The sequence below is a fragment of the Leclercia sp. W6 genome, assembly GCF_003336345.1.
Classification (GTDB): domain Bacteria; phylum Pseudomonadota; class Gammaproteobacteria; order Enterobacterales; family Enterobacteriaceae; genus Enterobacter.
The window spans coordinates 4244734-4265458 of sequence record NZ_CP031104.1; the positions used below are offsets into that span (position 1 = coordinate 4244734).

Genomic DNA, 20725 nt, shown 5'->3' on the forward strand with positions numbered 1-20725 from the left:
AAAGGCGGCTTATGCCGCCTTTGTTTTGTACAGTTGTGGCGGTTTTGCTGTTTTTTTCCGCACTTGATACAATGAGCTGAAATTGCCCTTGCGAAGGTCATTCGCTTTGGTTAGTATTCACACCCGCTTCAGTGGGAAAGCAAAATTCCTGCTTATTGGTTGAAGCATTGGTATGCGGCAAATCCGCAAGGAACAGGTTGATTATGTACGAAGCTCTTTTAGTTGTTTTCCTTATTGTAGCCATCGCTCTGGTAGCGCTGATCATGCTGCAGCAAGGTAAAGGCGCTGATATGGGGGCCTCTTTTGGAGCAGGCGCTTCTGGTACGCTGTTCGGTTCAAGTGGTTCTGGTAACTTCATGACCCGCGCAACGGCGATTCTGGCAACGCTGTTTTTCATCATCAGTCTGGCGCTTGGCAATATCAATAGCAACAAGATCAACAAAGGAAGCGAGTGGGATAACCTGAGCGCGCCAGCGAAATCTGAGCAGACTCAGCCAGCTGCACCGGCTAAGCCGACCAGCGATATCCCGCAGTAAGAGTAGTATCTGTGCTGAGGTGGTGGAATTGGTAGACACGCTACCTTGAGGTGGTAGTGCCCTAACGGGCTTGTGGGTTCGAGTCCCATCCTCAGTACCAATATTCCGAAAGAAAGACGTCGAAAGACGTCTTTTTTTTCGTCTGTACATTGTCTTTTCGTAGGCCCGGCAAGCGTTGCACCGCCGGGCTTGCCCGCCCTACACGTCACGAAACTCGGCAATAAAAAAGGCGCCCTCAGGCGCCTTTTGCATCTTAATTCGCGATTACTGCTTATCGCTGTTTTCCAGATTCTCAACCTGGGGCAGGCCGTTACCGGTAGAGACGGAGAGCAGACCGTTCTCGGTATAGGTGAACAGCTTGGCGCGGGTATCGGTGATATCCAGATTGCGCATCGTCAGCTGACCAATACGGTCGTCTGGCGAGAAGACGGAATCACCTTTTTCCATGGTCAGACGCTCTGGCTGGTAGGTCAGGTTGTCAGAGACCGTATTCAGAATCGAGTAGTCATTGCCGCGACGCAGTTCTAAGGTCACTTCACCGGTGATGGCGCTCGCCACCCAACGCTGCAGGGCATCACGCAGCATCAGTGCCTGCGGATCGAACCAGCGGCCCTGGTACAGCAGTTTACCTAACTGACGGCCATGGGAGTGATACTGCTCGATGGTGTCTTCGTTATGAATGCCGGTCAGCAGACGCTCGTAAGCGATGTGCAACAGCGCCATCCCCGGGGCTTCATAGATGCCACGACTCTTCGCTTCGATGATACGGTTTTCAATCTGATCGCTCATACCCAGACCGTGACGGCCACCAATGCGGTTAGCTTCCAGCATCAGTTCCACGTCGTCAGAGAAGGTCTGACCGTTCAGGGCAACCGGATGGCCGCGTTCAAAACGTACGGTGACTTCTTCTGCCTGGATTTTGACGTTTTCGTCCCAGAACTTCACGCCCATGATCGGGTTAACGATCTTCACGCTGGAGTTCAGGTATTCCAGATCTTTTGCTTCGTGGGTAGCACCCAGCATGTTGGAGTCGGTTGAATAGGCTTTCTCGACCGACATCTTGTAATCGAAACCGCAGGCGATCATAAATTCAGACATTTCATGACGGCCGCCCAGCTCATCGATGAAATCGGTATCGAGCCACGGCTTATAAATCTGCAGCTCGGCGTTGGTCAGCAGGCCGTAACGATAGAAACGCTCGATATCGTTGCCTTTATAGGTACTGCCGTCGCCCCAGATGTTGACGCCATCTTCTTTCATAGCGGCAACCAGCATCGTACCGGTAACAGCACGGCCCAGCGGCGTGGTGTTGAAATAGGTCAGCCCGCCGGTAGTGTTATGGAAAGCGCCGCACTGAATAGCAGCGATACCTTCGGCAACCAGCTGCTTACGGCAGTCAATCAGGCGTGCGTTCTCGGCACCATACTCCATGGCGCGACGCGGGATGGCTTCGTAATCGTCCTCATCCGGCTGACCCAGGTTCGCAGTATATGCATACGGAACCGCTCCCTTCTGGCGCATCCAAAGCAGTGCAGCGCTGGTGTCCAGACCGCCGGAAAAAGCGATGCCAATACGTTGTCCTTGCGGAAGATGCTTGAGAATCGTCGTCATAAAATAAAACCCTGCTTGATTGACTGATGAGTGAACGCTTCACTCTAAAATGCATTTTTATGCAGAATAAGTGAGTTTTCATTTAATCATCTTTTGGCAAGTACCGAAAGAGATTCGTGGATTTTTTGTAAAAATTTCCCGCCTTAATCGCTGTTGTTCACGGGGTTGACAGTGGGGGTACGCTATCAATATACTGTATGCCGATTTTACGTCCCGTCCTCGGTACCAAATCCCAGCATTATTTGCATTTTTTACCCACAGCGAGTAGAATTTGCCACGTTTCAGGCGCGGGGTGGAGCAGCCTGGTAGCTCGTCGGGCTCATAACCCGAAGGTCGTCGGTTCAAATCCGGCCCCCGCAACCACTTTCCTATAAAGTCCTTTTTCAAATATACTGTGAAGACTTAGCGCCTTCGTAGCTGGATTTGAAAAAATTCTTTTTGAAAGTGCTCCAGGCCACAGTTGTGGCTATAGGGTTCAGTTATCTAAAGCCCCGATTTATCGGGGTTTTTTGTTATCTGACTACAGAATAACTGGGCTTTATGCCCTTTTTTTACGTCTTGGGGGTGGGCTTGTCCACATTAGAGCAAAAATTAACAGAGATGATTACAGCACCGGTCGAAGCACTGGGCTACGAACTGGTCGGCATCGAATTCGTTCGGGGTCGTACATCCACGCTGCGCATCTATATTGATAGTGAAGATGGCATCAATGTTGATGATTGTGCTGATGTCAGCCACCAGGTGAGTGCGGTTCTCGATGTTGAAGATCCCATTACTGTTGCCTACAACCTGGAAGTTTCCTCGCCTGGTCTCGACAGACCAATGTTCACGGCTGAACACTACACGCGCTTTACTGGTGAAGAAGTGGCTCTCGTTCTGCGCATGGCCGTACAGAACCGCCGTAAATGGCAAGGCGTTATTAAAGCCGTTGATGGTGAGATGATCACGGTTACAGTCGAAGGCAAAGATGAAGTGTTCGCGCTGAGTAATATCCAGAAGGCGAACCTGGTTCCCCACTTTTAACAGTCTGGATTGAGGTGAAAAGCCCGCGATGAACAAAGAAATTTTGGCTGTTGTTGAAGCCGTTTCCAACGAGAAAGCCCTGCCGCGTGAGAAAATTTTCGAAGCGCTGGAAAGTGCACTGGCTACGGCAACCAAGAAAAAATATGAACAAGAGATCGATGTCCGCGTTGAAATCGATCGTAAAAGCGGTGACTTCGATACTTTCCGTCGTTGGCTTATCGTTGAAGAAGTGACCCAACCAACGAAGGAAATCACCCTCGAAGCGGCGCGTTTCGAAGATGAAAGCCTGAACATTGATGATTACGTTGAAGATCAGATCGAATCCGTGACCTTCGACCGTATCACCACACAGACCGCGAAACAGGTTATCGTACAGAAAGTACGTGAAGCTGAACGTGCGATGGTTGTTGACCAGTTCCGCGAGCACGAAGGTGAGATCATCACCGGCGTGGTGAAGAAAGTTAACCGCGACAACATCTCCCTGGATCTGGGTAACAACGCGGAAGCGGTTATCCTGCGTGAAGATATGCTGCCACGCGAAAACTTCCGTCCGGGCGACCGTATTCGCGGCGTACTCTATTCCGTGCGTCCAGAAGCCCGCGGTGCTCAGCTGTTCGTGACCCGTTCTAAGCCTGAGATGCTGGTCGAACTGTTCCGCATCGAAGTGCCAGAAATCGGCGAAGAAGTTATCGAGATCAAAGCGGCTGCCCGCGATCCAGGTTCCCGTGCGAAAATCGCGGTGAAAACCAACGACAAACGTATCGATCCGGTCGGTGCTTGCGTCGGTATGCGTGGCGCGCGCGTTCAGGCCGTTTCGACTGAACTCGGCGGTGAGCGTATTGATATCGTTCTGTGGGATGACAACCCGGCGCAGTTCGTGATTAACGCGATGGCCCCGGCTGATGTTGCCTCTATCGTCGTCGACGAAGACAAGCACACCATGGATATCGCCGTTGAAGCAGGTAACCTGGCACAGGCTATCGGCCGTAACGGTCAGAACGTCCGTCTGGCCTCTCAGCTGAGCGGCTGGGAACTCAACGTGATGACCGTTGACGACCTGCAGGCGAAGCACCAGGCTGAAGCCCATGCAGCGATTGATACCTTCACTAAGCACCTGGACATTGACGAAGAGTTCGCCACCGTTCTGGTTGAAGAAGGCTTCTCTACGCTGGAAGAACTGGCCTATGTGCCAATGAAAGAACTGCTGGAAATTGACGGTCTGGATGAAGCCACCGTTGAAGCCCTGCGTGAACGCGCTAAAAACGCACTGACCACCCTGGCACTGGCTCAGGAAGAAAGCCTTGGTGATAACAAGCCGGCTGATGACCTGCTGAATCTGGAAGGTCTTGATCGTGCGATCGCGTTCAAGCTGGCTGCCCGTGGTGTTTGTACGCTGGAAGATCTCGCTGAGCAAGGCGTTGATGACCTGGCCGATATCGAAGGTTTAACCGACGAGAAAGCCGGCGAACTCATCATGGCCGCACGTAATATCTGCTGGTTCGGCGACGAAGCGTAATAAACTGTAGCAGGAAGGAACAGCATGACTGATGTAACTGTAAAAACGCTGGCTGCTGAGATTCAGACCTCCGTGGATCGCCTGGTACAGCAATTTGCTGATGCAGGGATCCCGAAGTCCGCTGATGACTCGGTGACCGCGCAAGAAAAACAAACCTTGTTAACGCATCTGAACCGTGAACATGGTTCAACGCCTGACAAGTTAACGCTGCAGCGCAAAACGCGTAGTACGTTAAACATTCCAGGTACCGGTGGAAAAAGTAAATCGGTACAAATCGAAGTCCGCAAGACGCGCACCTTTGTAAAACGTGATCCGCAAGAGGCAGAACGCCTCGCTGCGGAAGAGCAGGCACAGCGTGAAGCGGAAGAGCAAGCCCAGCGTGAGGCAGAAGAAAACGCCAAACGTGAGGCAGTATTAAAAGCTGAACGTGAGGCCGCAGAAAAAGCGAAACGTGACGCCGCTGAAAAAGCGAAGCGCGACGCTGCGGAAAAAGACAAAGTGAGCAATCAACAGACTGACGATATGACCAAAAACGCCCAGGCAGAAAAAGCCCGTCGTGAAAATGAAGCAGCCGAGCTGAAGCGTAAAGCGGAAGAAGAAGCCCGTCGCAAGCTTGAAGAAGAAGCCCGTCGCGTTGCTGAAGAAGCGCGCCGTATGGCAGAAGAGAACGAGAAAAACGGTGTGAATGCCGCTGAACCGTCCGAAGACACCAGCGACTATCACGTTACCACCTCCCAGCACGCGCGTCAGGCCGAAGATGACAACGACCGTGAAGTTGAAGGTGGTCGTGGCCGCACGCGCAGTGCAAAAGCCGCGCGTCCAGCCAAAAAAGGCAACAAGCACGCCGAATCTAAAGCTGACCGTGAAGAAGCACGTGCTGCCGTTCGCGGTGGTAAAGGCGGCAAGCGTAAAGGTTCCGCTCTGCAGCAGGGCTTCCAGAAGCCAGCGCAGGCTGTTAACCGTGACGTTGTGATCGGCGAAACCATCACCGTTGGCGATCTGGCTAACAAGATGGCGGTTAAAGGCTCTCAGGTCATCAAAGCGATGATGAAGCTGGGCGCAATGGCGACCATCAACCAGGTTATCGACCAGGAAACCGCACAGCTGGTTGCCGAAGAGATGGGCCACAAAGTTATCCTGCGTCGTGAAAACGAGCTGGAAGAAGCGGTAATGAGCGACCGTGACACTGGCGCAGCAGCTGAGCCGCGTGCACCGGTTGTGACCATCATGGGTCACGTTGACCACGGTAAAACCTCTCTGCTGGACTACATTCGTTCTACGAAAGTTGCCTCCGGCGAAGCAGGCGGCATTACCCAGCACATCGGTGCATACCATGTAGAAACCGATAACGGGATGATCACCTTCCTGGATACCCCGGGCCACGCAGCGTTTACCTCCATGCGTGCACGTGGTGCTCAGGCAACGGATATCGTTGTTCTGGTTGTCGCAGCAGACGATGGCGTAATGCCACAGACCATCGAAGCTATCCAGCACGCGAAAGCGGCGCAGGTGCCTCTGGTTGTTGCAGTGAACAAAATCGATAAGCCAGAAGCAGACATGGATCGCGTTAAAAACGAACTGTCCCAGTACGGTGTTATGCCGGAAGAGTGGGGCGGTGAGTCTCAGTTCATCCCGGTTTCTGCAAAAGTGGGTACCGGTATCGATGACCTGCTGAACGCTATCCTGCTGCAGGCTGAAGTTCTGGAGCTGAAAGCGGTTCGCAATGGTATGGCGAGCGGTGCGGTAATCGAATCCTTCCTGGATAAAGGCCGTGGCCCGGTTGCGACCGTTCTGGTACGTGAAGGTACCCTGAACAAAGGCGATATCGTGCTGTGTGGCTTCGAATATGGCCGTGTTCGTGCAATGCGTGACGAACTGGGTCGCGAAGTGCTGGAAGCAGGTCCATCCATTCCTGTGGAAATCCTGGGTCTGTCCGGTGTTCCGGCTGCCGGTGATGAAGTGACCGTTGTTCGTGACGAGAAGAAAGCGCGTGAAGTTGCGCTGTACCGTCAGGGCAAATTCCGTGAAGTTAAACTGGCTCGTCAGCAGAAATCTAAACTCGAGAACATGTTCGCCAACATGACCGAAGGCGAAGTTCACGAAGTGAACGTGGTTCTGAAGGCCGATGTTCAGGGTTCTGTGGAAGCGATCTCCGACTCTTTACTGAAACTCTCTACAGACGAAGTGAAGGTGAAGATCATCGGTTCCGGCGTAGGTGGTATCACCGAAACCGACGCAACCCTGGCTGCAGCGTCCAACGCGATTCTGGTTGGCTTCAACGTGCGTGCCGACGCCTCTGCGCGTCGCGTGATCGAAGCGGAAAGCCTGGATCTGCGTTACTACTCCGTCATCTATAACCTGATCGACGAAGTGAAAGCGGCGATGAGCGGTATGCTGTCTCCGGAACTGAAACAGCAGATCATCGGTCTGGCTGAAGTGCGTGACGTGTTCAAATCACCGAAATTCGGTGCGATCGCGGGCTGTATGGTTACCGAGGGTAACATCAAACGTCACAACCCAATCCGCGTACTGCGTGACAACGTGGTTATCTATGAAGGCGAGCTGGAATCCCTGCGCCGCTTCAAAGATGACGTTAACGAAGTCCGTAACGGCATGGAATGTGGTATCGGCGTTAAGAACTACAACGACGTTCGCGTTGGCGATATGATCGAAGTGTTCGAGATCATCGAGATCCAACGCACTATCGCGTAATCTTCGCTAAGATTGCCGATTGTAGGCCGGGATCGCCTCGCGCCACCCGGCATTAAATTTCAAAAGGGGCTTTGGCCCCTTTTTTGTCTGGAGAATTTATTATGGCGAAAGAATTTGGTCGCCCGCAGCGCGTGGCTCAGGAGATGCAAAAAGAGATCGCAATCATCCTTCAGCGCGAAATCAAAGACCCGCGTCTGGGGATGATGACCACCGTGTCTGGCGTTGAAATGTCCCGCGACCTGGCGTATGCCAAAGTGTTCGTGACTTTCCTGAATGACCAGGACGAAGACGCGGTTAAGAACGGTATTAAAGCGCTGCAGGAAGCCTCTGGTTTCATCCGCTCTCTGCTTGGCAAAGCGATGCGCCTGCGTATCGTGCCAGAGCTGACCTTCTTCTACGACAACTCGCTGGTCGAAGGTATGCGCATGTCCAACCTGGTCACCAGCGTGGTGAAGCAGGATGATGAGCGTCGTGTGAACCCGGACGATAAAAAGGAGGACTGATGAGTCGTCCTCGTCGTCGCGGTCGCGACGTGCACGGCGTGCTGCTGCTGGATAAACCGCAGGGCGCATCCAGCAACGACGTGCTGCAAAAAGTAAAGCGTATATATAACGCCAACCGCGCGGGGCACACCGGGGCGCTGGATCCGCTGGCGACCGGTATGCTGCCGATTTGTCTGGGTGAAGCGACCAAGTTTTCCCAGTATCTGCTGGATTCGGACAAACGCTACCGCGTGATTGCCAAGCTTGGCCAGCGCACGGACACCTCCGATGCTGATGGTCAGGTCGTCGAAGAGCGTCCGGTGACGTTCAGCAGCGAACAGCTTGATGCCGCGCTCGAGAGCTTCCGTGGCGACACCCAACAAGTGCCGTCCATGTACTCGGCGCTGAAGTACCAGGGCAAAAAGCTCTATGAGTATGCGCGTCAGGGAATTGAGGTGCCACGCGAGGCCCGTCCGATTACGGTCTATGAGCTGCTGTTCATTCGTCACGAAGGCGATGAGCTGGAGCTGGAAGTGCATTGCTCAAAAGGCACCTATATCCGCACCATCATCGACGATCTGGGTGAGAAGCTGGGCTGTGGCGCGCACGTTATTTATCTGCGCCGTCTGGCAGTCAGCAAGTACCCGGCTGAACGTATGGTGACGCTGGAGCAGCTGCAGGCGCTGGTGGACCAGGCGCAGGAACAGGGCACAGAGACTGCGGATCTGCTGGACCCATTACTGATGCCAATGGACAGTCCTGCTTCGGACTATCCGGTTGTCAATCTGCCGTTGACCTCCTCCGTTTACTTTAAAAACGGCAACCCGGTGCGCACGCCGAATGTCCCGGCGCAAGGGCTGGTGCGCGTTACGGAAGGGGATGACAACGCCTTCATCGGGATGGGTGAAATCGACGACGAAGGTCGTGTTGCCCCACGCCGTCTGGTGGTTGAATATCCGGCATAAGCTGACGCCTTGCCTTGCGATAAGCAGGGGAGGCGGGTAGAATATTGCGGCTTAACGTCTGGTAAATTGTTTAACAATTGGCATACGTTATACATGGGAAAGCTGAATTAGAGATCGGCTTCCTTTCATTCTTTAAATTTTGGAGTTTTAAAATGTCTCTAAGCGTTGAAGCTAAAGCTAAAATCGTTTCTGAGTTTGGTCGTGATGCTAACGACAGCGGTTCTACCGAAGTTCAGGTTGCACTGCTGACTGCACAGATTAACCACCTGCAGGGTCACTTTGCAGAGCACAAAAAAGATCACCACAGCCGTCGTGGTCTGCTGCGCATGGTTTCTCAGCGTCGTAAACTGCTCGACTACCTGAAACGTAAAGATGTTGCACGCTACACCGCGCTGATCGAGCGTCTGGGCCTGCGTCGCTAAGTCTTGCGAGTTTCAGAAAAGGGGGCCTTATGGCCCCTTTTTTCAACCAGACCGCAGCAATTCACTGGAAACTAATGTATTGTTGCTATAAATGATCTTCATTGCAGAGGTTCGCGCGGCTAATGAGAGGCTTCACCCATGGGGGTGTCGGTTGTCATTAGTCGCGAGGATGCGAAGAAGGTCCGGTAAAAGTCAGCACGCCTTTGGTGTGCTGTCATTCATTTAAGAAAGGACAGAATCTTGCTGAATCCGATCGTTCGTAAATTCCAGTACGGTCAACATACCGTTACGCTGGAAACCGGCATGATGGCACGTCAGGCTACTGCTGCTGTTATGGTAAGCATGGATGACACCGCGGTATTCGTAACCGTGGTTGGCCAGAAAAAAGCTAAACCAGGTCAGGACTTCTTCCCACTGACCGTAAACTACCAGGAGCGTACTTACGCTGCCGGTAAAATCCCGGGTGGTTTCTTCCGTCGTGAAGGCCGTCCAAGCGAAGGCGAAACCCTGATCGCGCGTCTGATTGACCGCCCGGTTCGTCCGCTCTTCCCGGAAGGCTTCGTTAACGAAGTTCAGGTTATCGCGACCGTTGTTTCCGTTAACCCACAGGTTAACCCGGACATCGTTGCGATGATCGGCGCATCCGCAGCCCTCTCCCTGTCTGGTATTCCATTCAACGGTCCTATCGGTGCTGCGCGCGTGGGTTACATCAATGACCAGTACGTTCTGAACCCAACTCAGGACGAGCTGAAGTCAAGCAAGCTGGACCTGGTTGTTGCCGGTACCGAAGCTGCGGTACTGATGGTTGAATCCGAAGCAGAACTGCTGAGCGAAGACCAGATGCTGGGCGCGGTGGTCTTTGGCCACGACCAGCAGCAGATCGTTATCCAGAACATCAACGACCTGGTGAAAGAAGCCGGTAAACCACGTTGGGACTGGCAGCCAGAAGCGGCAAACGACGCGCTGAATGCACGCGTTGCAGCCCTGGCCGAAGCGCGTGTGAGCGATGCTTACCGCATCACCGACAAGCAAGAGCGTTATACCCAGGTTGACGCGATCAAATCTGAAACCATCGCTACGCTGGTGGCAGAAGATGAGTCCCTGGACGCTAACGAGCTCGGCGAAATCCTGCACGCTATCGAGAAAAACGTTGTTCGTAGCCGCGTTCTGGCAGGCGAGCCGCGTATCGATGGCCGTGAAAAAGATATGATCCGTGGTCTGGATGTGCGTACTGGCGTGCTGCCACGTACTCACGGTTCCGCGCTGTTCACCCGTGGTGAAACGCAGGCGCTGGTTACCGCGACCCTGGGTACTGCCCGTGACGCACAGAACATCGACGAACTGATGGGCGAGCGCACTGACAGCTTCCTGTTCCACTACAACTTCCCTCCGTACTCCGTAGGTGAAACCGGTATGGTTGGCTCGCCGAAGCGTCGTGAAATTGGTCACGGTCGTCTGGCGAAGCGCGGCGTACTGGCTGTGATGCCAGATGCTGATAAATTCCCGTACACCGTTCGTGTGGTTTCTGAAATCACCGAATCTAACGGTTCTTCTTCTATGGCTTCCGTGTGCGGTGCTTCTCTGGCACTGATGGATGCGGGCGTACCGGTGAAAGCGGCCGTTGCGGGTATCGCAATGGGTCTGGTGAAAGAAGGCGACAACTTCGTTGTTCTGTCTGACATCCTGGGCGACGAAGATCACCTGGGTGACATGGACTTCAAAGTCGCGGGTTCCCGCGAAGGTATCTCTGCCCTGCAGATGGATATCAAAATTGAAGGCATCACCAAAGAGATCATGCAGGTTGCGCTGAACCAGGCTAAAGGTGCACGTCTGCACATCCTGAGCGTGATGGAACAGGCGATCAACGCGCCGCGTGGCGACATTTCTCAGTTCGCTCCACGTATCCACACCATTAAGATCAGCCCGGACAAGATCAAAGACGTTATCGGTAAAGGCGGTTCTGTTATCCGTGCCCTGACCGAAGAGACTGGCACCACCATCGAAATCGAAGATGACGGTACTGTGAAGATCGCAGCGACCGACGGCGAGAAAGCGAAATACGCTATCCGTCGTATCGAAGAGATCACTGCCGAGATCGAAGTGGGCCGTGTCTACAATGGTAAAGTGACCCGTATCGTTGACTTTGGCGCATTCGTTGCCATCGGTGGCGGTAAAGAAGGTCTGGTACACATCTCTCAGATCGCTGACAAGCGCGTTGAGAAAGTGACCGATTACCTGCAGATGGGTCAGGAAGTGCCGGTTAAAGTTCTCGAAGTTGACCGTCAGGGCCGTATCCGTCTGAGCATTAAAGAAGCGACCGAGCAGTCTCAGCCTGCCGCTGCGCCGGAAGCTCCGGCTGGCGAACAGGGCGAGTAAGGTTGCCGTTTGCCCCCCGTGCAAGCGGGGGGCTTGTTATCAGGCAGGACGCCTTGTTAGCAGCCGGGGGACAGGACGTTCATCCAATTGTTGTCTTCGGGAGTGGGAAATGAAGCCTTTTCTGCGCTGGTGTTTCGTTGCGACAGCTTTGACGCTGGCAGGATGCAGCAACTCTGCCTGGCGTAAAAGTGAAGTCCTCGCAGTGCCACTGCAACCGACTTTGCAGCAGGAAGTGATTCTGGCACGCATGGAACAAATTCTTGCCAGTCGGGCTTTAACCGATGACGAACGCGCACAGCTTTTATATGAGCGCGGAGTGTTGTATGATAGTCTCGGTCTGAGGGCACTGGCGCGAAATGATTTTTCACAAGCGTTGGCGATCCGACCGGATATGCCTGAAGTATTCAATTACTTAGGTATTTATTTAACGCAGGCAGGCAATTTTGATGCTGCCTATGAAGCGTTTGATTCTGTACTTGAGCTTGATCCAATTTACAACTACGCGCACTTGAATCGCGGTATCGCATTGTATTACGGCGGTCGTGACAAGTTAGCGCAAGATGATCTGCTGGCGTTTTATCAAGACGATCCTAACGATCCTTTCCGTAGCCTGTGGCTTTTCATTGTTGAGCAGAAGCTTGACGAAAAGCAGGCTAAAGACGCGTTAAAACAACGCTTCGACAAATCGGACAAGGAACAGTGGGGATGGAATATTGTCGAGTTCTACCTGGGCGACATTAGCGAAGCAACGCTGATGGAACGCCTGAAGGCGGACGCAACGGATAACACCTCGCTCGCTGAGCATCTCAGTGAAACCAACTTCTATTTAGGTAAGTACTACCTAAGTCGGGGGGATACGGACAGCGCTACGGCACTGTTCAAATTAGCGGTTGCTAACAACGTACACAACTACGTTGAGCACCGTTATGCATTGTTGGAATTATCGCTCTTGGGCCAGGAGCATGACGACCTGGCAGAATCGGACCAGCAATAGCTGACGACATAAACATCAGCCCGTAATCTTTTGATTGCCATCACCTTTACTGGTGAGGGCGTTGTTGTTCGTCAATACACCTACTTTGAGCCGGTTCACACTTTCAATGAAAATTACCGAAAATTTTCACGATAAGTTATGTAGACTGGCCGCCATTGACATTGAGGCACTCGTACTACATGGCTGAATTCGAAACCACTTTTGCAGATCTGGGCCTGAAGGCTCCTATCCTTGAAGCCCTTAACGATCTGGGTTACGAAAAACCATCTCCGATCCAGGCAGAATGTATCCCACATCTGCTCTCTGGTCGTGACGTGCTGGGCATGGCCCAGACTGGTAGCGGTAAAACCGCAGCGTTCTCGCTGCCGCTGCTGAATAACATTGACCCGGACCTGCGTGCACCGCAGATCCTCGTACTGGCTCCGACCCGTGAACTGGCTGTTCAGGTGGCGGAAGCTATGACTGAATTCTCTAAACACATGCGCGGCGTAAACGTGGTTGCTCTGTACGGCGGCCAGCGTTATGACGTGCAGTTACGCGCCCTGCGTCAGGGTCCACAGATCGTCGTCGGTACGCCGGGTCGTCTGCTGGATCACCTGAAACGCGGTACGCTGGATCTCTCTAAACTGAGCGGTCTGGTACTGGATGAAGCTGACGAAATGCTCCGCATGGGCTTCATCGAAGACGTAGAAACCATTATGGCGCAGATCCCGGAAGGTCATCAGACCGCCCTGTTCTCTGCCACCATGCCGGAAGCGATCCGTCGCATTACCCGCCGCTTCATGAAAGAGCCGCAGGAAGTGCGCATCCAGTCCAGCGTGACCACTCGCCCGGACATCAGCCAGAGCTACTGGTCTGTGTACGGTATGCGTAAAAACGAAGCGCTGGTGCGTTTCCTGGAAGCAGAAGATTTTGATGCGGCGATCATCTTCGTTCGTACCAAAAATGCGACCCTGGAAGTGGCAGAAGCCCTGGAGCGTAGCGGCTACAACAGCGCAGCGCTGAACGGCGACATGAACCAGGCGCTGCGTGAGCAGACGCTGGAGCGTCTGAAAGACGGTCGTCTGGATATCTTGATTGCAACCGACGTGGCAGCACGTGGTCTGGACGTTGAACGTATCAGCCTGGTTGTTAACTACGACATCCCGATGGACTCCGAGTCTTATGTTCACCGTATCGGCCGTACCGGTCGTGCAGGTCGTGCGGGCCGTGCGCTGCTGTTTGTTGAGAACCGCGAGCGTCGTCTGCTGCGTAACATCGAACGCACCATGAAGCTGACCATTCCAGAAGCAGACCTGCCAAACGCAGAGCTGCTGGGCAAACGCCGTCTGGAAAAATTCGCCGCGAAAGTCCAGCAGCAGCTGGAGAGCAGCGATCTGGATCAGTACCGTGCGCTGCTGACGCAGATCCAGCCGACCGCCGAAGGCGAAGAGCTGGATATCGAAACGCTGGCCGCTGCACTGCTGAAGATGGCGCAGGGCGAACGTTCTCTGATCGTGCCGCCAGATGCACCGATGCGTCCTAAGCGTGAGTTCCGTGACCGTGACGATCGTTTCGAACGTCGTGGCGACCGCAACGATCGTGGCCCACGTGGCGACCGTCCAGAGCGTGGTGGTGAAGATCGTCCACGTCGCGAACGTCGTGACGCTGGCGAAATGGAACTGTACCGCATTGAAGTGGGCCGTGATGATGGTGTTGAAGTTCGTCATATCGTTGGCGCGATCGCTAACGAAGGCGACATCAGCAGCCGTTACATCGGTAACATCAAGCTGTTCGGTACCCACTCCACCATCGAACTGCCAAAAGGTATGCCGGGCGAGGTTCTGCAGCACTTTACCCGTACCCGCATCCTGAACAAGCCGATGAACATGCAGCTGCTGGGCGATGCTCAGCCGCGTCCGGACCGTGGCGGCGAACGTCGTGGCGGTGGCCGCAGCTTCGGTGGCGAGCGTCGTGAAGGCGGTCGTGGTCCTCGTCGTGAAGGGGCTGCGCCAGGTGCAGGTCGTTTCAGCGGTGAGCGTCGTGAAAGCCGTGGCCCACGTCGTGAAGATGGCCCTGTTCGTCGTCGTGACGCGTAATCTTCACGCTCTGTAGCGTAAAGTAAAATATACAGCCCCGATATTTTTATCGGGGCTTTTTTTATTCCTTTTGTACTATTGTACTGGTACAGTGCAGCACATTAAGATGCAGGTCCCAAATTATTGACTGGAGAAAAGGCTGTATGGCGACACTAACCACCACCCAAACGTCACCCTCACTGCTCGGCGGTGTGGTGATCATCGGCGGAACCATCATAGGTGCGGGGATGTTCTCCCTGCCGGTGGTCATGTCCGGGGCGTGGTTCTTCTGGTCGCTGGCGGCGCTGGTCTTCACCTGGTTCTGTATGCTGCACTCCGGGCTGATGATCCTCGAAGCTAACCTCAACTACCGCATTGGGTCGAGCTTTGACACCATCACCCGCGACCTGCTGGGCAAGCGCTGGAATATCGTCAACGGTATCTCCATTGCCTTTGTGCTCTATATCCTGACCTACGCCTATATCTCGGCCAGCGGTTCGATTCTGCATCACACCTTCGCAGAGATGTCGCTGAACGTACCGGCGCGCCTGGCGGGTTTTGCCTTCGCCCTTGGCGTAGCATTTATCGTCTGGATGAGTACCAAAGCGGTGAGCCGGATGACGGCCATTGTGCTGGGTGCCAAAGTCATCACCTTCTTCCTGACCTTCGGCAGCCTGCTGGGGCATGTTACGCCCGCCACGCTGTTTAACGTGGCACAGAGCAACACCTCGTATTCACCCTATCTGCTGATGACCTTGCCGTTCTGTCTGGCGTCGTTTGGCTATCACGGCAACGTTCCGAGCCTGATGAAGTATTACGGCAAAGATCCGCGCACCATCACCCGCTGCCTGGTCTACGGCACGCTGCTGGCACTGGGGCTGTATGTGATTTGGCTGCTGGGGACGATGGGGAACATCCCGCGTCCGGAGTTCATCGGCATTGCGCAGAAGGGCGGTAATATTGATGTGCTGGTGCAGGCGCTGAGCGGCGTGCTGAACAGCCGTAGTCTGGATCTGCTGCTGGTAATCTTCTCTAACTTCGCCGTGGCGAGCTCGTTCCTCGGCGTGACCCTGGGGCTGTTTGACTATCTGGCCGATCTCTGTGGCTTTGATGACTCTGCGCTGGGGCGTCTGAAAACCGCGCTGTTGACCTTCCTGCCGCCGGTCATTGGTGGCCTGCTGTGGCCGAACGGTTTCCTGTATGCCATTGGCTATGCGGGGCTGGCGGCAACGATCTGGGCGGCGATTGTTCCGGCGCTGCTGGCGCGTAAATCACGTAAGCGCTTCGGTAGTCCAAAATTCCGCGTCTGGGGCGGCAAGCCGATGATTGCGCTGATCCTGGTATTCGGTATCGGCAACGCAGTTGTCCACGTGCTGTCGAGTTTTAATCTGCTGCCTGTATATCAGTGAACATATTGCCCGGTGGCGCTTCGCTTACCGGGCCTACAGGGATGGAGTAGGCCGGGCAAGCGCAGCGCCGCCCGGCAAAAAACTACCCCACCAACTCCTCTTTCACCTGCATCGCCAGATCGAACGAATGCAGACGCGCCTGGTGATCGAAGATCTGGCCGTTGACCATGATCTCATCAGCCTGCGTCTCACGCAGCACCGCTTCCAGGCCGTGACGCACCTTCGCTTTATCCCCTACCAGCGACATGCTTAACGCCTGCTGCACGCCATACTGTTCTGAGGCCGACCACAGCTGGTGCATATTCTCCACCGGCGGTGGCAGTTGCCCCGTCTCGCCGCGGCGCAGCTTCATAAAGGCCTGCTGCATGGAGGTAAACAGGAATTCCGCATCGCGGTTGCTGTCAGCGGCAATGATGTTGATGCACACCATCGCATACGGTTTTTCCAGCCGCGCCGAAGGCTTAAAGTGGGTGCGATAGAGATGCAGCGCCTGGTGCAGCATATCCGGCGCAAAGTGCGAGGCAAACGCAAACGGCAGGCCCAGCTGCGCGGCCAGCTGGGCGCTATAGAGGCTGGAGCCTAACAGCCACACCGGGATCTGCTCGCCGTAGCCCGGCACCGGGCGCACCTGCGGATTCGGGTCACGGGCATCAAACCACTCCACCAGTTCAAGCACGTCACGGGGGAAGTTATCGATGTCACCGCTCATATGGCGACGCAGGGCGCGCATGGTCGGCTGATCGCTGCCCGGTGCACGGCCCAGTCCCAGGTCGATACGGCCCGGATAGAGGGTGTTGAGAGTACCAAACTGCTCGGCAATAACCAGCGGCGAATGGTTAGGCAGCATCACGCCGCCCGAGCCTAAATGCAGCGTCGTGGTATTCGCCGCCAGATAGCCGAGCAGCACTGAGGTGGCGGCGCTGGCAATCCCGACCATGTTGTGGTGTTCCGCCAGCCAGTAGCGATGATAGCCGCGCTGTTCAGCCAGGCGGGCGAGATCCAGTGAGTGGGTAAAGGCTTCCCTTGCCGAGGAGCCTTCAGGGATCGGCGCCAGGTCCAGCACCGAAAACGGAATGGATTTATCAGTCATAGCAGCTCACTTTGTCGACGGTGAATCTTTAATAGTGCATTAAAATTTTACAGTCGTTGTTAACAAAGTGAGCCTTTTTTAGTCCTGCAGCTCCAGCCCGGCGAGACGTCGCCAGTAGCCGTTGCACTCGCTGTTCGCCGTCAGCGGCAGCGGGGCAGCGCCATTTTCATTGGCGCGGAAGGCGTCGATCATGGCGAAGGTTTCGGTGCCCAGCGGCGACAGACGCACCATATCCACCAGCCCTTTCATTGAGGCCAGTTCGTTGCCGAGGTTGTAAACGTAGCCGCTCATGGTCTGAATGCCGTTGAGGACAAACACCTGCTGATTCTCCTGCGACAGCATGCTGCGTCCGTTGGGGTATTTGATGCAGCAGGTTTCGCACTCATCTTTCGGCAGATTCTCTGAACGCGCGGTAAAGCAGCGGGCGGAGTACGCCAGCGGCAGATGTCCGTAGCTGAGCACTTCCACTTCAAACTGATTGCGGATCCCCAGTTCGTCGCACTGCGCCAGGATATTCACCAGCCAGTCACGGGAAAGTTCCACTGGCATACACCAGCGCGTCATCCCCTGTTTGAGCAGCAGACGCAGCGTCACGGCGTTGTAGCAGTTCAGCGCATGTCCGGCGACAAACGGCAGCTTGCGCTCGGCGCACAGGTTCACCACGCCGAGGTCGCTGGCCTCCAGCAGAAATTCACCGTTCTCCACATAGCGCTTCAGCTCATTCAGTTCTGACGAGGCCTGAACCAGCGCCAGCGTAGAGAGCACGACCTGCTTTCCGCTGTCGGCCAGGGTTTTCGCCATCTCCAGCCAGTCGCCCACCTTTGTGGCGCGACGCTTACTGCACACCGCCTCGCCGAGGTAAATCACATCCGCCTGGCTGGTTGCGGCCTGCTGATAAAAGTCTTCCAGCGTCTCTTTCGACCAGTAATAGAGCACCGGTCCTAATGAATATTTCATGGTTTATCTCACTGCCATTTACGGTGATATGCACCCAGCGTGGTCTGCGTGCCTTCGGACATCGAGCCGAGCGTCTCCATCCACGCCGGTTCTGGCGTATAGCTCTGCGGATTTGCCATGCAGCGATCGATCGCCTGGCGCCACACTTTTGCCACCTGGCTGACATAGGCCGGGCTGCGCTGGCGTCCTTCGATTTTCACCGAGGCGATGTTGGCGGCCAGCAGTTCCGGCAGCAGTTCGAGGGTGTTCAGGCTGGTGGGCTCCTCCAGCGCATGGTAGCGCTCGCCATCCACCAGATAGCGGCCTTTGCACAGCGTCGGATAGCCGGCGTTTTCATCATCCTGATAGCGGTCAATCAGCACCTCGTTCAGACGCGACTCCAGCCCCTGCGGGGTTTGCTGCCAGCGCACGTAGCGGGCAGGAGAGCAGGCGCCTACGGTGTTGGGCGATTCCCCGGTGAGATAAGAAGAGAGGTAGCAGCGCCCTTCAGCCATGATGCACAGGCTGCCAAAGGCAAAAACTTCCAGCGGAACTGGCGTGACCCGCGCCAGTTGCTTAACCTGATGAATAGAGAGTACGCGCGGCAGCACCACGCGCGACACTTCAAAATTACGATGATAAAAGCGTACGGCCTCTTCGTTAGTGGCAGACGCCTGTACCGAGACATGGCGCTCAATATGGGGATAGCGTTCGGCGGCATACTCCAGCATGGCGAGATCCGCCAGAATCAGGGCGTCGGCACCCAGCTGTGCCGCCATATCCACCGCGCGCTGCCAGCGTTGATAGCCGTCGGGGTGGGCAAAGGTATTGATAGCGATATGCAGTTTACGGCGATGAAGATGTACGAAGCTCACCGCTTCCTGCAGTTTTTTCTCGGTAAAATTGAGACCAGCGAAGTGACGGGCATTGGTATCGTCCTTCAGCCCGATATAAACCGCATCGGCGCCGTTTTCGATGGCCGCCTTTAACGCCGGTAAGTTCCCGGCAGGGCAGAGCAGCTCCATAATTTATCCTGACGTTCGCAGCCCCAGAGGGATGCAAAATTGTTATCGAACAGGGATTTTAATTAACCATCCGGCGACAATTTTTGATTTAAGGCAGCTAATGGCGTATTGATGACACCAATAATGGGTTACGCCGGTTGTCAGTTTGTTGATTTACCCCGCTATACCGGCGACTGGATATGGCAAAATATCAGGACTATAGATATCAGGAGTATTGCTCGTGCTGGATAAACTGCGTTCACGTCTCGTACAATTTGGCCCGTCGCTGCTGAGCGTGCCGGTTAAGCTCGCGCCCTTTGCCCTGAAGCGTCAGGTACTGGAGCAGGTGCTCAGCTGGCAATTCCGCCAGGCGCTGGCGGATGGCGAGCTGGAATTTCTCGAAGGGCGCTGGTTACGTATCGAGGTGCGCGATATTGGTCTGCGCTGGTACACCTCCGTTGAAAATGAACAGCTGGTGGTGCGCGAGTCCGCCGAGGCGGATGTCAGCTTCAGCGCTGACGCCAGCGATCTGCTGATGATTGCGGCACGCAAGCAGGATCCCGACACGCTCTTCTTCCAGCGCCGTCTGGTGATTGAAGGCGATACCGAGTTAGGTCTGTATGTCAAAAACCTGATGGATGCGATTGAACTGGAACAGATGCCGAAGCCGCTGCGCGTGGCTCTGTTGCAACTGGCCGATTTTGTCGAGGCGGGTCTGAAAACTCCGCCGGAAAGTAAACACACTTCTGTAGGTGAGCCATGTTGATTCGAGTAGAAATTGGCATCGATGCCCCGGGTATTGACGCCTTATTACGCCGGTCGTTTGAAGGGGAAGGTGAAGCGCAACTGGTTCACGATCTTCGTGAAGACGGCCTGATTACGCTGGGTCTGGTCGCCACCGATGATGAAGGTCAGGTCGTTGGCTACGTGGCCTTTAGTCCGGTCATCGTGCAGGGCGAAGAGCTGCAGTGGGTCGGCATGGCGCCGCTGGCGGTGGATGAAAACTATCGCGGACAGGGACTGGCGCGCCAGCTGGTCTACGAAGGGCTGGATTCACTCAATGAGTTTGGCTACGCCGCGGTCGTGACGCTGGGCGATCCGGACTTCTACAGCCGTTTAGGCTTCGAGAAAGCGGCACATTACGATCTGCGTTGCCGCTGGCCGGGCACTGAGTCGGCTTTCCAGGTCCACCGTCTGGCGGATGATGCGCTTAACGGCGTGAGCGGCCTGGTGGAATACCACGATCGCTTCAATAGCTTTTAACCGGCGACCTTTGCAGGCTCTCGCGTAGCGCCTCAAACGTCCCGTCTCCGCTGACGAGGCGCTCTTTCTGGCGCTTCGTCAGCTGTTTAATGCGATATTCCAGCCGGAGGGCCAGGGAGCGATCCCCTGCGACGGCGGAAAACGCCAGCGTCAGCTCTCCTTTACCCCTCAACGCCTTCGCTCCTTTTCCTGTTTGATGTTGCAGGAAGCGGCGCGGCACATCGGTTGTGATGCCCGTATAGAGCGCATTATCAGCAGTTCGAACAAGATAGAGAAACCAGCACACGGCGACAGATTCAGTATGTTAAGGTGAGTGCACCTTAGCATGA

At 54.9% G+C, this 20725-nt stretch carries 18 protein-coding genes, 2 tRNA genes and 1 pseudogene; 16 read left to right on the plus strand and 5 right to left on the minus strand.

What is annotated here, in order from left to right:
- Positions 1 to 203: 203 nt before the first annotated feature.
- Complete coding sequence (gene secG / locus DVA43_RS20825) at positions 204 to 536, plus strand: preprotein translocase subunit SecG (protein WP_039031650.1); 333 nt, start codon at positions 204 to 206, stop codon at positions 534 to 536.
- Positions 537 to 549: 13 nt separating this feature from the next.
- Positions 550 to 636 (plus strand) — tRNA-Leu (locus DVA43_RS20830).
- Positions 637 to 800: 164 nt separating this feature from the next.
- Here the strand turns inward: DVA43_RS20830 and argG are convergent.
- Positions 801 to 2147, minus strand: coding sequence for an argininosuccinate synthase (argG, locus tag DVA43_RS20835; protein WP_114316586.1), 1347 nt, complete (start codon positions 2145 to 2147; stop codon positions 801 to 803).
- Between the two features lie 286 nt (positions 2148 to 2433).
- On the opposite strand from argG, the gene DVA43_RS20840 reads away from it, so the two are divergent.
- From DVA43_RS20840 to mtr, 12 genes are all read left to right on the plus strand, one after another.
- Positions 2434 to 2510: transfer RNA gene (locus tag DVA43_RS20840), tRNA-Met, on the plus strand.
- 207 nt (positions 2511 to 2717) lie between these two features.
- On the plus strand, positions 2718 to 3170 hold the full coding sequence (gene rimP, locus DVA43_RS20845) for a ribosome maturation factor RimP (protein WP_139156304.1): 453 nt from the start codon (positions 2718 to 2720) through the stop codon (positions 3168 to 3170).
- Between the two features lie 28 nt (positions 3171 to 3198).
- On the plus strand, positions 3199 to 4686 hold the full coding sequence (nusA, locus tag DVA43_RS20850) for a transcription termination factor NusA (RefSeq protein ID WP_103824919.1): 1488 nt from the start codon (positions 3199 to 3201) through the stop codon (positions 4684 to 4686).
- A gap of 24 nt (positions 4687 to 4710) precedes the next feature.
- Entirely contained in the window at positions 4711 to 7398 is a 2688-nt protein-coding gene (gene infB, locus DVA43_RS20855; RefSeq protein ID WP_103824918.1) for a translation initiation factor IF-2, read from the plus strand.
- A gap of 101 nt (positions 7399 to 7499) precedes the next feature.
- Positions 7500 to 7901, plus strand: a complete 402-nt coding sequence (gene rbfA / locus DVA43_RS20860; RefSeq protein WP_103177165.1) for a 30S ribosome-binding factor RbfA — start codon at positions 7500 to 7502, stop codon at positions 7899 to 7901.
- The gene (gene truB / locus DVA43_RS20865) at positions 7901 to 8845 is read left to right on the plus strand and encodes a tRNA pseudouridine(55) synthase TruB (RefSeq protein WP_114316587.1); all 945 of its coding nucleotides are present in this window, start codon (positions 7901 to 7903) and stop codon (positions 8843 to 8845) included. The genes rbfA and truB overlap by 1 nt, the downstream gene beginning before the upstream one ends.
- 152 nt (positions 8846 to 8997) lie before the next feature.
- Positions 8998 to 9267 carry a 30S ribosomal protein S15 gene (gene rpsO / locus DVA43_RS20870; RefSeq protein WP_032614416.1) on the plus strand — a complete coding sequence of 90 codons (270 nt, stop codon included), beginning with the start codon at positions 8998 to 9000 and terminating at the stop codon, positions 9265 to 9267.
- 240 nt (positions 9268 to 9507) lie between these two features.
- Entirely contained in the window at positions 9508 to 11643 is a 2136-nt protein-coding gene (pnp, locus tag DVA43_RS20875; RefSeq protein ID WP_114316588.1) for a polyribonucleotide nucleotidyltransferase, read from the plus strand.
- 109 nt (positions 11644 to 11752) lie between these two features.
- On the plus strand, positions 11753 to 12637 hold the full coding sequence (nlpI, locus tag DVA43_RS20880; protein WP_114316589.1) for a lipoprotein NlpI: 885 nt from the start codon (positions 11753 to 11755) through the stop codon (positions 12635 to 12637).
- A gap of 106 nt (positions 12638 to 12743) precedes the next feature.
- Positions 12744 to 12824 (plus strand): protein YrbN, encoded by an 81-nt coding sequence (gene yrbN / locus DVA43_RS25370; protein ID WP_103177161.1) that lies wholly within the window; start codon positions 12744 to 12746, stop codon positions 12822 to 12824.
- Entirely contained in the window at positions 12817 to 14715 is a 1899-nt protein-coding gene (locus DVA43_RS20890) for a DEAD/DEAH family ATP-dependent RNA helicase (protein ID WP_103177160.1), read from the plus strand. The genes yrbN and DVA43_RS20890 overlap by 8 nt, the downstream gene beginning before the upstream one ends.
- Positions 14716 to 14858: 143 nt before the next feature.
- Positions 14859 to 16103: a tryptophan permease gene (gene mtr / locus DVA43_RS20895; protein ID WP_114316590.1), complete on the plus strand. Its 1245-nt coding sequence runs from the start codon at positions 14859 to 14861 to the stop codon at positions 16101 to 16103.
- Positions 16104 to 16185: 82 nt separating this feature from the next.
- Here mtr and DVA43_RS20900 read toward each other — a convergent pair whose 3' ends face one another.
- From DVA43_RS20900 to DVA43_RS20910, 3 genes are all read right to left on the minus strand, one after another.
- On the minus strand, positions 16186 to 17193 hold the full coding sequence (locus DVA43_RS20900; RefSeq protein ID WP_114316591.1) for a luciferase-like monooxygenase: 1008 nt from the start codon (positions 17191 to 17193) through the stop codon (positions 16186 to 16188).
- Positions 17194 to 17271: 78 nt separating this feature from the next.
- Positions 17272 to 18150 carry a U32 family peptidase gene (locus DVA43_RS20905; RefSeq protein WP_103824912.1) on the minus strand — a complete coding sequence of 293 codons (879 nt, stop codon included), beginning with the start codon at positions 18148 to 18150 and terminating at the stop codon, positions 17272 to 17274.
- 8 nt (positions 18151 to 18158) lie between these two features.
- Positions 18159 to 19154 carry a peptidase U32 family protein gene (locus tag DVA43_RS20910; protein WP_103824911.1) on the minus strand — a complete coding sequence of 332 codons (996 nt, stop codon included), beginning with the start codon at positions 19152 to 19154 and terminating at the stop codon, positions 18159 to 18161.
- Positions 19155 to 19374: 220 nt separating this feature from the next.
- On the opposite strand from DVA43_RS20910, the gene DVA43_RS20915 reads away from it, so the two are divergent.
- Together DVA43_RS20915 and DVA43_RS20920 are read left to right on the plus strand one after the other, a co-directional pair.
- Positions 19375 to 19899 (plus strand): SCP2 domain-containing protein, encoded by a 525-nt coding sequence (locus DVA43_RS20915; protein ID WP_103824910.1) that lies wholly within the window; start codon positions 19375 to 19377, stop codon positions 19897 to 19899.
- Complete coding sequence (locus tag DVA43_RS20920; protein WP_103824909.1) at positions 19893 to 20396, plus strand: GNAT family N-acetyltransferase; 504 nt, start codon at positions 19893 to 19895, stop codon at positions 20394 to 20396. The genes DVA43_RS20915 and DVA43_RS20920 overlap by 7 nt, the downstream gene beginning before the upstream one ends.
- On the opposite strand, the pseudogene DVA43_RS20925 reads toward DVA43_RS20920, so the two are convergent.
- A pseudogene (locus tag DVA43_RS20925) lies at positions 20383 to 20723 on the minus strand (GIY-YIG nuclease family protein). The gene DVA43_RS20920 and the pseudogene DVA43_RS20925 sit on opposite strands and share 14 nt — an antisense overlap.
- Positions 20724 to 20725 lie beyond the last annotated feature (2 nt).

Excerpts from the sequence above, each read along its gene's own strand:
- DVA43_RS20920 (WP_103824909.1), top strand. The coding sequence starts at position 19,893 with ATGTTGATTCGAGTAGAAATTGGCATCGATGCCCCGGGTATTGACGCC.
- mtr (WP_114316590.1), top strand. The coding sequence starts at position 14,859 with ATGGCGACACTAACCACCACCCAAACGTCACCCTCACTGCTCGGCGGT.
- DVA43_RS20900 (WP_114316591.1), bottom strand. The coding sequence starts at position 17,193 with ATGACTGATAAATCCATTCCGTTTTCGGTGCTGGACCTGGCGCCGATC.
- nlpI (WP_114316589.1), top strand. The coding sequence starts at position 11,753 with ATGAAGCCTTTTCTGCGCTGGTGTTTCGTTGCGACAGCTTTGACGCTG.
- DVA43_RS20905 (WP_103824912.1), bottom strand. The coding sequence starts at position 18,150 with ATGAAATATTCATTAGGACCGGTGCTCTATTACTGGTCGAAAGAGACG.
- DVA43_RS20890 (WP_103177160.1), top strand. The coding sequence starts at position 12,817 with ATGGCTGAATTCGAAACCACTTTTGCAGATCTGGGCCTGAAGGCTCCT.
- infB (WP_103824918.1), top strand. The coding sequence starts at position 4,711 with ATGACTGATGTAACTGTAAAAACGCTGGCTGCTGAGATTCAGACCTCC.
- truB (WP_114316587.1), top strand. The coding sequence starts at position 7,901 with ATGAGTCGTCCTCGTCGTCGCGGTCGCGACGTGCACGGCGTGCTGCTG.
- rpsO (WP_032614416.1), top strand. The coding sequence starts at position 8,998 with ATGTCTCTAAGCGTTGAAGCTAAAGCTAAAATCGTTTCTGAGTTTGGT.
- argG (WP_114316586.1), bottom strand. The coding sequence starts at position 2,147 with ATGACGACGATTCTCAAGCATCTTCCGCAAGGACAACGTATTGGCATC.
- yrbN (WP_103177161.1), top strand. The coding sequence starts at position 12,744 with ATGAAAATTACCGAAAATTTTCACGATAAGTTATGTAGACTGGCCGCC.
- secG (WP_039031650.1), top strand. The coding sequence starts at position 204 with ATGTACGAAGCTCTTTTAGTTGTTTTCCTTATTGTAGCCATCGCTCTG.
- DVA43_RS20910 (WP_103824911.1), bottom strand. The coding sequence starts at position 19,154 with ATGGAGCTGCTCTGCCCTGCCGGGAACTTACCGGCGTTAAAGGCGGCC.
- rbfA (WP_103177165.1), top strand. The coding sequence starts at position 7,500 with ATGGCGAAAGAATTTGGTCGCCCGCAGCGCGTGGCTCAGGAGATGCAA.
- nusA (WP_103824919.1), top strand. The coding sequence starts at position 3,199 with ATGAACAAAGAAATTTTGGCTGTTGTTGAAGCCGTTTCCAACGAGAAA.